Source organism: Shewanella gaetbuli (assembly GCF_023284065.1).
Taxonomy (GTDB): Bacteria; Pseudomonadota; Gammaproteobacteria; order Enterobacterales; family Shewanellaceae; genus Shewanella; species Shewanella gaetbuli.
The window spans coordinates 1-13688 of sequence record NZ_JAKIKP010000009.1 but is presented as its reverse complement, the minus strand read 5'-3'; the positions used below and the strand labels follow the sequence as shown (position 1 = coordinate 13688).

General features: G+C 42.6%; 11 protein-coding genes, 1 tRNA gene and 2 rRNA genes. 5 read left to right on the top strand and 9 right to left on the bottom strand.

The features are described from left to right. Positions 1 to 103 precede the first annotated feature (103 nt). Positions 104 to 451, top strand: a complete 348-nt coding sequence (locus L2672_RS12155; RefSeq protein ID WP_248996125.1) for an FKBP-type peptidyl-prolyl cis-trans isomerase — start codon at positions 104 to 106, stop codon at positions 449 to 451. A gap of 121 nt (positions 452 to 572) precedes the next feature. Beyond that, a complete protein-coding gene (locus L2672_RS12150; protein WP_248996124.1) occupies positions 573 to 1244 on the top strand; it encodes a sulfotransferase family protein in 672 nt (223 codons plus the stop codon). 87 nt (positions 1245 to 1331) lie between these two features. Here L2672_RS12150 and argH read toward each other — a convergent pair whose 3' ends face one another. The 5 genes from argH to argC form a co-directional block, all read right to left on the bottom strand. After that, positions 1332 to 2696: an argininosuccinate lyase gene (gene argH, locus L2672_RS12145; protein WP_248996123.1), complete on the bottom strand. Its 1365-nt coding sequence runs from the start codon at positions 2694 to 2696 to the stop codon at positions 1332 to 1334. A gap of 120 nt (positions 2697 to 2816) precedes the next feature. After that, positions 2817 to 4040, bottom strand: a complete 1224-nt coding sequence (locus L2672_RS12140; RefSeq protein WP_248996122.1) for an argininosuccinate synthase — start codon at positions 4038 to 4040, stop codon at positions 2817 to 2819. Positions 4041 to 4105: 65 nt separating this feature from the next. Further along, a complete protein-coding gene (locus L2672_RS12135; protein WP_248996121.1) occupies positions 4106 to 5011 on the bottom strand; it encodes an ornithine carbamoyltransferase in 906 nt (301 codons plus the stop codon). An 11-nt stretch (positions 5012 to 5022) separates the two neighbouring features. Further along, entirely contained in the window at positions 5023 to 5805 is a 783-nt protein-coding gene (gene argB / locus L2672_RS12130; RefSeq protein WP_248996246.1) for an acetylglutamate kinase, read from the bottom strand. Between the two features lie 24 nt (positions 5806 to 5829). Then, positions 5830 to 6810: an N-acetyl-gamma-glutamyl-phosphate reductase gene (gene argC / locus L2672_RS12125; RefSeq protein ID WP_248996120.1), complete on the bottom strand. Its 981-nt coding sequence runs from the start codon at positions 6808 to 6810 to the stop codon at positions 5830 to 5832. A 259-nt stretch (positions 6811 to 7069) separates the two neighbouring features. Between argC and argE the strand changes: the two genes are divergently transcribed. The 3 genes from argE to L2672_RS12110 all read left to right on the top strand — a co-directional run bounded on the left by argE (position 7070) and on the right by L2672_RS12110 (position 11549). After that, positions 7070 to 8221 carry an acetylornithine deacetylase gene (gene argE / locus L2672_RS12120; RefSeq protein WP_248996119.1) on the top strand — a complete coding sequence of 384 codons (1152 nt, stop codon included), beginning with the start codon at positions 7070 to 7072 and terminating at the stop codon, positions 8219 to 8221. Positions 8222 to 8364: 143 nt separating this feature from the next. Next, positions 8365 to 11013, top strand: a complete 2649-nt coding sequence (ppc, locus tag L2672_RS12115) for a phosphoenolpyruvate carboxylase (protein ID WP_248996118.1) — start codon at positions 8365 to 8367, stop codon at positions 11011 to 11013. Next, positions 11013 to 11549, top strand: coding sequence for a YceB family lipoprotein (locus L2672_RS12110; RefSeq protein WP_248996117.1), 537 nt, complete (start codon positions 11013 to 11015; stop codon positions 11547 to 11549). Before ppc ends, L2672_RS12110 begins: the two co-directional genes overlap by 1 nt. Before the next feature lie 74 nt (positions 11550 to 11623). Here the strand turns inward: L2672_RS12110 and L2672_RS12105 are convergent, their stop codons facing one another. The 4 genes from L2672_RS12105 to rrf (L2672_RS12090) form a co-directional block, all read right to left on the bottom strand. Continuing rightward, on the bottom strand, positions 11624 to 12898 hold the full coding sequence (locus tag L2672_RS12105) for a competence/damage-inducible protein A (RefSeq protein ID WP_248996116.1): 1275 nt from the start codon (positions 12896 to 12898) through the stop codon (positions 11624 to 11626). Positions 12899 to 13261: 363 nt separating this feature from the next. Beyond that, positions 13262 to 13377: ribosomal RNA gene (gene rrf, locus L2672_RS12100) — 5S ribosomal RNA — on the bottom strand. Between the two features lie 37 nt (positions 13378 to 13414). Beyond that, positions 13415 to 13490: transfer RNA gene (locus L2672_RS12095), tRNA-Thr, on the bottom strand. Positions 13491 to 13585: 95 nt separating this feature from the next. Further along, positions 13586 to 13688: ribosomal RNA gene (rrf, locus tag L2672_RS12090) — 5S ribosomal RNA — on the bottom strand; the annotation flags it as partial.

Here is a 13688-nt window from a genome sequence, read left to right as displayed (position 1 = left end):
AACAGCACATTAGCTCGTCCACCCGGCCTATATCATCTGTTATGCTATAGGCCGTTTTTTTTAGCGTTTAATAAATCGTTATATTGATAAGAGCAGCAACATTATGACAGTAGAAAAATTAACTGAGTTAACCATTAATGATCTTGAAATCGGCACAGGCAAAGCCGTAGAAAAAGGCGCATTGATCACCTGTAAATATACTGGCAAATTAGCCGACGGCAGCGTGTTTGACAGCTCTGATGCTTTTCAGTTTGTGATTAGCGCTAAACGTGTCATTCAAGGGTGGTATCAAGGGATTATTGGTGACAACCCAATGAAAGTGGGCGGCAAACGCACATTAGCGGTACCCGCTGAATTAGGTTATGGCGAACGCCAAATTGGCGATAAGATTCCTCCTCATTCTGATTTGTATTTTGAAATTGAGTTATTAGAAGTGCTTACTCGCGACTAATACCGATTAAGATAGTGAACAGAAATACCGCTAACAAGTTGGCTAACTGCGGCCAACTTGTTAGCGTTTTAGTACCAGTGAATTTTATGCCTGTAAAATTAACCGATATGGATACCGCCTGTTGAATAATCCACCGCAACACTCCGCTTACCAACAGCCCAAGTTGTTTATTATTGGCTTGCCCCGAACCGGCACCACCAGTGTTAGCGTTGCACTACTGCAACAGGGGTTTCATGTTGCGCACCAAGCTTTTACTATGGCAGCTTTTGAAAAAGCCGATGTGGTGTCTGACGCACCTTGTTTTAGTGATTATCCGCACCTAGACAACTTGTTTCCACAGGCTAAATTTGTTTATTTAGACCGTCCAATGGATAAATGGCTACCATCAATGCAAATGCTATTGCAAAGAATGCTGCCGCACTTAGATAAAACCACTGGCCGCTTTCATCCGATCATGAAACGGAGTTTTCAGCATTGTTTTGATATTTGGCAGGCACAAGACGTATTTGACCCAAACCACTTAAGCCAGTGTTATATACGCCACCAGCAGCAAGTTTTTAGCTATTTTGCCGAACGTGATAACTTTTTAAGTCTTGATATTAGCCAACCAGATAGCCTTGAAAGGTTACTCAAATTTATCGGCATAACCACTGACGAACCGCAACAATTTCCATTACTGAATGTCGGCAGAAATGTCGCCAGTTGGGATGAATATAAGCACCCCAATAAAGTCAGTGCTAACTTATCAGGTGAGTATCGACGCCAGTTTTTTTCTTATACACTAACGCCATAAGCCTATGAAGCTTAAGAATAAACCATAAAAAAGCCCCGAAAAAATGATTCTCAGGGCTTTAGCATCAGTAAATATGATTGATATGAGTTAAGCTTTTTTAGCCTCAATAGCGGCCTTAACTTGCTTAACAGCTGTACCGCCTAATACATCCCGCTTACCTAAACACTCTTCAATGGTTAGGTTTGGATAAACGTCTTCGGCAATTATATCGGCAAACTGCTTTAGCTCAGTTACACTCAGGTCTTCAATCGGCTTTTGCTGATTAATAGCATACACCACTACTTCACCCACCACATGGTGTGCTTCACGGAACGGCATACCCTTGGCTACAAGGTAATCAGCCAGTTCAGTCGCATTGGCATACCCCTGTTGCGCGGCAGTTAGCGCTTGCTCACGATTCACTGAAAGGCCCGATAGCACTAATGCAGCCATATCTAAACAAATTGCCCAGCTGTCTACTACGTCAAACAAGCCTTCTTTGTCTTCCTGCATATCTTTATTGTAGGCCAGTGGTAAGGCTTTCATGGTGGTTAAAATACCCATTAAGCTGCCATAAACTCGGCCAGTTTTACCCCGAATTAGCTCTAATGCATCTGGGTTTTTCTTTTGCGGCATCAATGATGAACCTGATGTCACTTCATCTGCTAATGAAATAAAGTTAGCTTCACCTGAATTGAAGAAAATTAAATCTTCAGCCATGCGGCTTAAGTGCATCATGCTAATAGAAGCTGCACTACATAACTCAACAACATGGTCACGGTCAGATACGGTGTCTAAACTGTTTAAGGTTGGACGAGCAAAATTCAAAGCCGCGGCCAACGCATGACGATCAATCGGATACGCTGTACCGGCCAATGCACCAGACCCTAATGGGCAAGAGTCCGCACGGTTTAACGCATCTTGTAAACGGCTAATGTCGCGCTCAAACATTTCAACATAGGCCATGGCCCAGTGACCAAATGTTATCGGTTGAGCACGTTGTAAGTGAGTGTACCCAGGCATAACGGCATCTATTTCACGTTCAGCAACCGCAATTAATTCAGCATGTAAAGTACCCAATTTAGCCAGTAATGCAGCACCTTCTTTTTTGCACCATAACTTTAAGTCAGTGGCCACTTGGTCGTTACGTGAACGCCCTGTATGGAGCTTTTTACCTAAGTCGCCCACTTTGGCAATGAGCTTTTGCTCTACAAAACTGTGAATATCTTCAGCGCCCGTACCAATAATAGCTTGCGGGTCATCACCTACTTCAACCAATAATTCATTTAAGGCCGCTTTTAAGTCTGTGCATTCTTGAGCGGTAATAATATTAACGCTTGCAATGGCATCTGCCCACGCAATTGAGCCAACCACATCTTGCTCAAATAAGCGGTAATCAACTGGCAAAGAGTCATTGAATAATTTAAAAAGTGCACTGGTTTCGCCCTGAAATCTTCCGCCCCATAATGCCATGGTGGTGTTCCTCTTTAGTTTACAAAGTGAGTTTGCAAAATTTGTGTCATGTTGCCGTTGTGGCTAAAAATAAGGGCGCTGCATTGCGCCCTAAATTTGGATATGCTGCAGCGTCTTATGTTATTTAGTGCTTAATGCACGAATACGACTCGCTAGCGAGTACAAGCGAATAAAACCTTCAGCATGTTTTTGGTCGTACACATCGTCTTCACCAAAGGTTGCGAAGTCTTCTGAGTACAAGCTATTTGGCGAACGTTTCTTCACAGGCGTTGCTTGGCCTTTATAAAGCTTAATAACCACATCACCGTTCACTAATTCTGCTAGTGACTCAGAGGCAGCAATAAGTGAGTTACATAATGGTGTAAACCAACGTCCATCATAAACTAAATGCGCCATTTGGCCGGCAATTTGCTCACGCCATGTACGGCTAGTTTTATCTAGAACCAATTCTTCAATGGCACGTAAACCAGCAAACATTACTGTACCGCCTGGTGTTTCATAGCAACCACGAGACTTCATGCCAACTAAACGGTTTTCGGTAATATCAATACGGCCTACGCCATGTTTACCTGCAATGTCGTTTAACTTCATTAGTGCCGCATAAGGGGTTAATGCTTCATCATTAACATGGGTAATACGGCCATTTTTAATGGCTAATGACACATATTCTGGCTCATTTGGCGCATCTTCTGGTGCAACGGTTAATGTCCAAACACCTTTTGAAGGCTCATTCCAAGGGTCTTCTAGCTCACCACCTTCATGAGAAATATGCCAAGCGTTAGCGTCGCGACTATAAATCTTAGTAGCTGAAGCGGTAGTTTTAATATTACGCTCGGCTAAGTAATCTAGTAGGTCTTCACGGCTACGCATTTCCCATTCACGCCAAGGCGCTATCACTTTTAAATCTGGCGCTAATGCGGCAAAACAGCCTTCAAAACGGACTTGGTCATTACCTTTACCGGTACAGCCATGACACACGGCATCTGCACCCACTTTACGCGCCACTTCAACCTGTGCTTTAGCAATAATTGGGCGAGCCATTGAGGTCCCTAATAAATAGGTACCTTCATAAATTGCGCCTGTGGCAATAGTTGGGTAGATATAATCAGCAACAAACTCTTCTTTTAGATCAACGATATGACATTCTGATGCACCAGAGGCTAGTGCTTTCTCGTGTAAGCCTTCAAGCTCTTCTTCACCTTGACCAACGTCGGCACAAAAGGCCACAATTTCACAATTATCATAGGTTTCTTTTAACCAAGGGATAATCGCTGAGGTATCTAACCCACCTGAGTACGCTAATACGACTTTTTTAACGTCGGTTTTTTTCACTGCACTAGACATGTTTATTTTCCTAAATTCAATTTGATGTTGCTTTATTCTTTTTGGTGTTCGGCCTAAGCCAAACATTAACTTAATAGGGTTACCAGTACCGCATTTTGGGCATGCATTCGGTTTTCAGCTTGATCTAAAATCAATGAGCCTTCACCATCTACCACTTCTGCTGTTGCTTCAACTTCTCTGTATGCAGGTAAGCAATGCATAAAGTATTTTGCGCCTAATTTATCCATTAACGCTTGAGTGACTTGGTATGGTTTAAACTTGGCTTCAATTTCTGCTAATGAAGTATCATCGCCCATTGAAATCCAAGTATCAGTGTAAACGGCATCTTGCTCATTTATCGCATTTAAATCTGAAGTTAAAATTAATTGGCCACCATTTTGCTCGGCAATTTGCTGCACTTCAGTGACCACTTCATCTGCTGGAAAATGGCCTTCAGGACATACTACGGTCATTGTGGCGCCTAATATAGCCGCACCATACATCAGTGAATGTGCCACGTTATTACCGTCACCTAAATAAGCTAATTTCACTTTAGTGACATCATCAAACTTTTCTGACAAGGTTAAGAAGTCAGCTAAAGCCTGACAAGGATGATATAAATCAGACAATGCATTAATAACGGGTACTTTACCGTGTTCAGCAAGCTCTTCAATTGTGGTGTGTAGGTATGTACGCGCCACAATAGCATCTGCCCAGCAAGATAAATTACTGGCAAAATCAGATACCGGCTCACGCTTACCTAAGGCACCATTTTGTTGATCTAAATATAAACAGTGGCCACCTAATTTATTAATACCGATATCAAAGCTAACTCGAGTTCGCAGTGATGGCTTTTCAAATAACATCACTACGCTTTTTCCATCTAATGCATGACGGTAATCGGCAGGGTTATTTTTAATTTTTTTAGCTAATGCTAAAAGGTCCAATAACTGAGCTTGAGATAATTCTTTGATCGACAACAGGTGGTTCATAAATGACTCCATTAAGGCTGAATTTGAGTCCCAACGGACCCGCCTTGTGCTAATGTTTTTAACTGTTCAGTATCTTGCCAAGATGCCACTAAAACAGGCTTGCCCATCCATTGAGCAACTTCTAGTGCTGCTTCAACTTTGACTTTCATGCCTTTCTCAATCACACCTTGAGCGACTAATGTTTCAATTTCATGTTTATTTAAACTTTTAATGACTTGCTTGTTGGCATCCCACACACCCGAAACATCGGATAACAAGACTAAGGTGCCATTGACCAATTTAGCTAGCGCAGTGGCTGCTTGGTCAGCATTGACATTAAGCATGTCGCCCGCTGCTGAAATGGCAATAGAGCTACAAATAGGCAGCCAACCTTGGTCTAAAATAAACGATAAATAGCTGGCATCATTAGGAGTCACTTCTCCAACCAGCCCTAAACGAGGGTCTTTAATTGTGGCATTAACGGTATTTCCGTCGCCTAAGCTCATACCCACTGCAACCATACCCGCTTTGGTAGCTGCAGCTTGTAACATTTTGTTAGAAGTGCCTGCTAACGCTCCGACCACAATACCAATTTGGTCACTTGGGGTAACACGTAAACCATCCAGTTTACTCACTTGCTTATCGTTAGCGGCAAGTTGTTCGTCTACTAAACAACCACCACCATGCACTAAAACAATTTTTTGTCCTGTAGCGCCCATTTCTTTAATCGCGCTCATTAACTTCAGTGTCGCCGCTTCATTTTGCAGCAATGCGCCACCCACTTTTAATACCAAAACAGAATTTGCAGACATAATTGTTATCCTTGATATTTTTAAGTGTTAAACACCAAAGTGGATTTTAATGCACTGCAAGCCTTGGCTTGCAGCACCTTTCATTAAGTTATCAATTGCACTTGCAACCACTAAATACCCGGTGTTTGCATCATACTTCCACCCTAAATGACAATTAGGCGTAAGCACTACGTCATCAACTTTAGGGAACTGATTCTGCTTCACTGACACAATAGGCGAATCGTCATAAACGCTATAAGCCTTAGCAATGTCTGCTTCAGTGGTGCCTGGTTTAAGTTGCACCGTAATGGTTGCTAAAATTCCACGTTTAAAATTACCTAAATGAGGAGTAAAAATAACTTCCTGACCCAAGTGTGTCGTAATTTCAGGTTGGTGTCTGTGACCCAACACGCCATACGGTGTTAGGCTGACTTCGCAAAAGCTTGTGTGTAATTGAGCCTTTCTACCTGCGCCTGTGACACCACTTACCGCATTAATAACCGGAAAGGCGTCAGTCAAAAATGGCTTTAATGGCTTTAAAGCGGTTAATGATGCCGTTGGGTAACACCCTGGCACCGCAATCATTTTGGTTTGTTTAATTTGCTCACTGTTCCATTCAGCTAAACCATAAACGGCTTGAGCTAAAACGGCTTGTTCAGTATGTTCAAAGCCATACCATTTAGGGTATTGCTCAACATCTGCAAAACGATAAGCCCCACTCAAATCGAATACCGCCAAGCCTTTGTTATAGAACTCTGCTGCTAAGGTTAAACTTACTGAGTGCTCTGTCGCCAATACGACAGCATCAGCTTCAGCAACAATTTTAGCTTTCGCTTCATCAGACAATGGAGATAACGCATAAGGAATATGACTATAAACCGGATACAAATCAGCTAATTTACGGCCTTTATCAAGACTGTTTTCAGAAACATATAACCCTTGTACAGCTAAGTTTGCATCAGCATGTATAAGAGAGGTGATTTGTGCCCCTGTGTAACCACTGGCACCAATAATTGCGATATTTTTCATTATGTTGAGTCTTATTTAAAAAAGAAGGTATTATCATAGTTCATATAGACGAAATGCGCCCGATTTGAACTATCGTCGCAGGCAGTGAACCATGAAGGTTGAGCTATTGGTTAAAGCAGTAAAGTTACACATATATATTTTCATTTATCTCAGTTAGGCTGTAGTACCTTAGTCATCTGTTTGCTAGACTAACATAAGATATTATTTATGCAATATTACTGAATAAATATTTTTAATGTTTTTTATTACAGGACAACAAATGAGCACATTACCCGACCTGAAAGGTGCATTTAGGCAGTTAATTGCCACTCCTTCCATCAGCGCATTAGAAGCTGAACAAGATATGAGTAACCATGCAGTTATTGGATTGTTGCAAGATTGGTTTAGCGAGTTGGGATTTCGCTGTGAAACGCCTGAAGTTGCTGACTCACGCAATAAGCAAAATCTGATTGCACGGTTTGGTCAAGGTGAAGGGGGGTTATTGTTGGCCGGCCATACTGACACAGTGCCATTTGATGAAGGTCGTTGGAGCCAAAGTCCTTTTGAATTAACCGAAAAAGATAACCGCTGGTATGGTTTAGGCACCTGCGACATGAAAGGCTTTTTTGCCCTAGTACTCGAAGCCTTAAAAGAGATGCCATTACAAGATTTTAAGCGCCCGTTAACCATATTCGCTAGTGCCGATGAAGAAACCACCATGAGTGGCGCAAAAGCGTTTGCCGACGCTAAAACAATTGCGCCGGATTACGCCATTATTGGTGAACCCACCAGCCTAAAACCGGTTTATATGCATAAGGGGCACTTGGCTCAAGGCATTAGAGTGATTGGGCGCAGTGGGCACTCATCTGATCCCGCCCGTGGATTAAACGCTATTGAAGTAATGCACAAAGTCATTAGCCAATTAATGAAGTTAAAACAGCATTTAAGCGAAAATTATCGAGAAGACGCCTTCACAGTGCCTTATCCAACCATGAATTTTGGCCATATTCACGGCGGCGATGCCGCCAATAGAATTTGTGGTTGTTGCGACCTTCACCTTGATATTCGCCCATTACCGGGAATGGAGCTCGCTGAACTTGAACTACTGGTGCTTAACTACCTAGCTGATATTAGCAATGAGTACCCTGGCAGCATTAGTGTCAGCACGTTATACCCAGGTGCAGAGTCATTTGCTGGCAAAGCTGAAAATCCGTGGACCAAATTAGTGGCTGAATTATCAGGAAATGAACCTGAAGTGGTTAACTACTCTACAGAGGCACCTTATATCAATAAGCTAGGTTGCCAAACGCTAGTCTTGGGGCCTGGCAGCATTAATCAAGCACATCAACCTGACGAATTTATTGGTTTGGAATATCTCACTCCGACAGTCGAGTTGATCAAAAAACTGATTTATCACGCTTGTATTAAATAAAAGTCGTCACAAAACACAGTTTTTGTAAGTTTTTAACGAAATTTAATTACAAAATAGCGCGCAGATGTATTGACCGACTAGTTAACGCTGGTTATTGTGATAGCAAGTTCACAAGTTTATTAATTTTACTTTGGAGAGTATGTATGGCAGAGCAAGTGGCAGATATGTATGCCTCACTGAGAGCAAACGTGGGACATTTAGGCCAAATATTAGGTGACACCATGCAAAGCCACCTTGGCGATGCATTTCTTGAGAAAGTAGAACACATTCGTATTCTTGCCAAACAAGCTCGAAAAGGTGATGAGTCTTCTCGTGAACAAATGCTAGCACTATTAACCGCATTACCCGATGACGAATTAGTGCCTTTTGCTAAGGCTTTTAACCAATTTCTGAACTTAGCCAACATTGCTGAACAGTACCATACTATTAGCCGCAACTGCGACGAGCTAGTATGTGTACCCGATCCCGTGGAGCAATTATTAGGCCGCCTGCTAAATGCAAACCTTGCAGAAGATGACTTGCTTAACTGCTTACAACAATTAGAAATCGACTTAGTATTAACCGCTCATCCAACAGAAATTTCACGTCGTACTCTAATTCAAAAATACACTTCTGTGGTAGATAGTTTAACTGAGCTAGAAAATAGCCAACTGTCTGAACGCGAACGCAGTCAAAATACTTTAAGGCTACGTCAATTAATTGCCCAAATATGGCACACCAATGAAATACGCCGTGAAAGACCCACTCCGGTTGACGAAGCTCGTTGGGGCTTAAGCACTATTGAGTCTTCACTTTGGCAAGCCATTCCAGACTTTTTACGCCAACTTAACGATCAAGTAGAGCGACGCACAGGCAAGCAATTACCCATTAGCATTGCACCTGTTCGTTTCTCTAGCTGGATGGGCGGCGACCGTGACGGTAATCCATTTGTTACCCATAAGGTCACCCAAGAAGTCCTTGACCGTAATCGTCATGCTGCAGCAAGACTGTATTTAAAAGACATTACCGCGCTAGTGAATGAATTATCGATGGAGCAAGCTAATGCAGAGTTGCAGGCTTACACCAACAATAGTCATGAACCTTATCGCGATGTACTACGTCAGTTACGCTGTAAATTACGCAACACAATCGACTACCTAAACAATCGCTTAGAAGGCCGTCACCCAGACGTTGATACCTCTGAACTAATTTGGCAACAAGCTGATCTACAACAGCCATTAGAGTTACTTTATCAAAGCCTAACTGATTGTGGCATGAAGTTAATTGCAAATGGTTTACTGCTTGATATTCTGCGTCGACTAGCCAGCTTTGGTATTCATATGCTGCGCCTTGATATCCGTCAAGATTCAACAAGACACAGTGATGTTATTGCCGAATTAACACGCTACCTTGGTGTCGGTGATTACAACCACTGGGATGAAAGTGAAAAACAAGCTTTCTTACTGCGTGAATTAGCCAATAAACGCCCATTAATACCCAGTAACTGGCAACCCTCTGACGATGTTGCAGAAGTCATCAACACTTGTGCATTAATTGCTAAACAGCCAAAAGAAGCACTAGGCTCATATGTTATTTCAATGGCAGGTAAACCATCAGATGTGTTAACCGTATTATTGCTGTTAAAAGAGTCTGGTTGCTCACATCCAATGCGTGTCGTCCCCCTATTTGAAACATTGGAAGATTTAACCAATGCTGCAAGTTGTATAAAGTCATTGTTAGACATTGATTGGTATCGTGGCTACACCAAAGGTATGCAAGAAGTCATGATTGGTTACTCTGACTCAGCTAAAGATGCCGGTGTAATGGCAGCCGCTTGGGCACAATACAGCGCGCAAGAGCAATTAGTTGAAGTGTGTAAAAAAGCTGACGTTAAATTAATGTTGTTCCATGGTCGTGGCGGCTCAATCGGCCGAGGCGGTGGGCCAGCTCATAAAGCTATTCTGTCGCAACCTCCGGGTTCAGTTGACGGTAGAATTAGAGTCACAGAACAAGGCGAGATGATCCGCTTCAAATTTGGCCTACCCAAACTCGCCGTACAAAGTTTAGCGCTGTATACCTCTGCGGTTATGGAAGCTACTTTATTACCTCCGCCAGAGCCGAAAAAAGAATGGCGCGACTGTATGCAACGCATCGCTGAAGAGTCTGTTACACATTACCGCGGAATTGTTCGCGAAGAAAAAGACTTCGTGCCTTATTTCCGAGCAGCAACTCCAGAAGTAGAGTTAGGCAAGCTACCATTAGGCAGTCGTCCAGCTAAACGTAAAGTAGATGGTGGTATTGAAAGCTTACGTGCTATTCCGTGGATTTTTGCTTGGTCACAAAATCGTTTAATGTTGCCAGCTTGGCTAGGTGCAGGCGAAGCCTTAAAAGCAGCAATAGACCGGGACGAGCTAAACTTATTACGGGAAATGGAAGCACAATGGCCATTCTTTGAAACCCGAATTTCAATGCTTGAAATGGTTTACATGAAAGCAGAGCCAAATTTGGCGAAATATTATGAAACCTGTTTGGTGAAACCTGAACTACATCATCTAGGTGAGAAACTACGCCAAAGACTTCAACTAGGTGTAGATACCGTATTGTCATTAACAGAGTCTGACGAGTTAATGTCTCATACACCATGGAACCGCGAGTCAGTAAAACTTCGCAATCCATACATTGATCCACTAAACTTCTTACAAACAGAGCTATTAGCACGTACACGAAAAGAAGCCGAGCCTTCTAAAAATGTTGAACTTGGATTAATGCTCACCATTGCTGGAGTTGCAGCAGGCATGAGAAACACGGGTTAATGAATACACTTAAACTGATATGCACAAGTGCATTATTAATGCTGACTGGCTGCGCAAGCCAGTACAGCATTACTGAAAGTGAGATAGAAGACTATCTAAACAATGAGATGCACTTTGAAGTTAAACAAGGTAACCAGATTATTGGTATCAACCTTGTGCTTAATGATATGCAAGTCAGTTTAGGTGATAAACCTAATACCATGGGCTTAACCGCCACCACAAAAGTCTCTATTCGTAATCCGCTGATGCCTATTAGTGCCAAGCTGAATACCACTTTTGAAGCCGAGCCTTGGTACGACACTGAAACAAAAAGTGTTTACCTACGGAATCTAAACCTAGTTAATGTGACGGCAGAACCTGCCGATATTGAAAAAGCCCTCACGAGTGCCACACCACAAGTAATGGCATTTGTGCGTGGTTTCTTAGAAACTCAGCCGGTTTATACATTGGATATGAAAGATTCGAATCAAGCTCTAATGGCAAAAATGACCAAAGAGCTTGCTGTGCAAAAAGGTAAGTTGGTGGTGAAGTTTTAACAAACGTTATCTCGAAAATAAAAGCGCCTAATGGCGCTTTTATTATTTTAGGGGCTATTTAAGCTTTAAGACAATTACTTAGAAAAGCGACCAATTGAAGGGTAGTCAACAATAACCGCTTCATCTAATAAAGCCCGTCTGAGCATATCGTAAGCCACCGCCGCACTCATGCTTCTTACCAAGCTACGCGAACGACGAGGTAATTTAATCATTTGGCTATAAACCCCCTGCTTAGTCGATAACGCAATCGCCACAGTCCCAACAGGTTTTTCGTCAGTGCCACCATCAGGGCCTGCTATACCACTTGTGGCTAACGCAAAATCATTATCTAATAATGCACGAGCACCTTCAGCCATAGCCTCTACGGTTTGGATTGAGACAGCGCCATGGTCATCTAAAATCTGTGGACTCACCCCAAGCACCTTAACCTTAGATTCATTACTGTAAGTCACTAATCCATGCTGTAAATATGATGAACTACCGGGAAAGTCGATTAACTGGCTGGTGATCATTCCGCCTGTGCAAGATTCTGCAACAGCCAAACTAAAGCCTGACTGGTACAAACGATGATGAATTTCTTCGGCTAGAGTCGCTTTATTGTCGGCAACAACCGCATGACCAAGCACAGATTTAACTTCCTCAACGACCTTAGGTAATTGCTTAATTGCAGAATTACCACGGGCAAAGATCTTAATCTCAATATGTGGCATTGATGAGCGATAACCCAACTCAATACCTGTGGGTAAAGTCAAAGCTGATAACGTATCAGCAAGTGACGACTCACCGTGACCAATAGTTAATAACTTATAAAGCTGAGTATTCTCACCTTTGCCAAACTCAGCTTGAATAAAGGGCACAAACTGCTCTTTAAACATATGCTTTAATTCAAATGGGACACCTGGTGTGAAAAATAACCAAGCATTATTAAGCTTAACGCGAAAGCCACAAGCGGTACCAACAGGGTTATCAACCATCACAGCAGAGGCTGGCAGCAAAGCCTGCTTCAAATTACTTTTCGCCATGACTCGACCATTTTTGGTAAACCAAGACTCTAAATGATCACGCCAAACTGCATTTTCAACTAGCTCTTCACCTTTTGCCTTCGCCATAGCTAAAGCAGACATATCATCACTCGTTGGCCCTAAGCCACCATTAACAATAATGACATCAGCATACTGGCTACGATACTTAAAAACCTCGACTAAATCTTCAAGCCTATCACCCACCGTAGTACGATATTGCATTTCGATGCCCAAAGACATCAATTCATTAGCCACCCAAGCTGCATTAGTATCAATAATCTGGCCAGATAACACTTCTTCGCCAGTACAAATCATTTCAACTTTCATTGATCATCCTTCAAATTCGCTATTGCCCAATAAGTTAGGCAACCAATATGGCAATAGCAAGAAAATAGATCCAATTAAGTGAAAATGTTTATGTGGATTAATGCAGTAAGAACGACAGGTCCTCGATAACTGATCTCGAGGAAGACGGATCGGGGCATCAAGCCTCACCGTATGCTCACAGCAACACTCATGCCACGTCAAAACCTAACCCACGTCATTCCGGCAATGCCTTGAGCCGGAATCTTCATTAAGCAACAGCAGATCCTCGATAACAGATCTCAAGGATGACGAACACAAAGCATTAAACCCACAAATGCAAAAAAGCCCGCTGCTAATGCAACGGGCTTTTTTATCTTAATTAGCGCTTGGAAATGACCTACTCTCACATGGGGAGACCCCACACTACCATCGGCGATACTGTGTTTCACTTCTGAGTTCGGAATGGGATCAGGTGGTACCACAGCTCTATGGTTTCCAAACAAATTTTTGTTCTAGGACGACACACTAGATTATTCGTGGTGCTGATACCCAGAATCGAACTGGGGACCTCATCCTTACCAAGGATGCGCTCTACCGACTGAGCCATATCAGCAAAACTTGCTTACTTAAATTTGCGTCTAAAAGTACTTTCACTCACGATGTATTGGCCACACTATGATTGAAGTCTACTTCTGGACTTAATTTGGCGTCTGGAAATGACCTACTCTCACATGGGGAGACCCCACACTACCATCGGCGATACTGTGTTTCACTTCTGAGTTCGGAATGGGATCAGGTGGTACCACAGCTC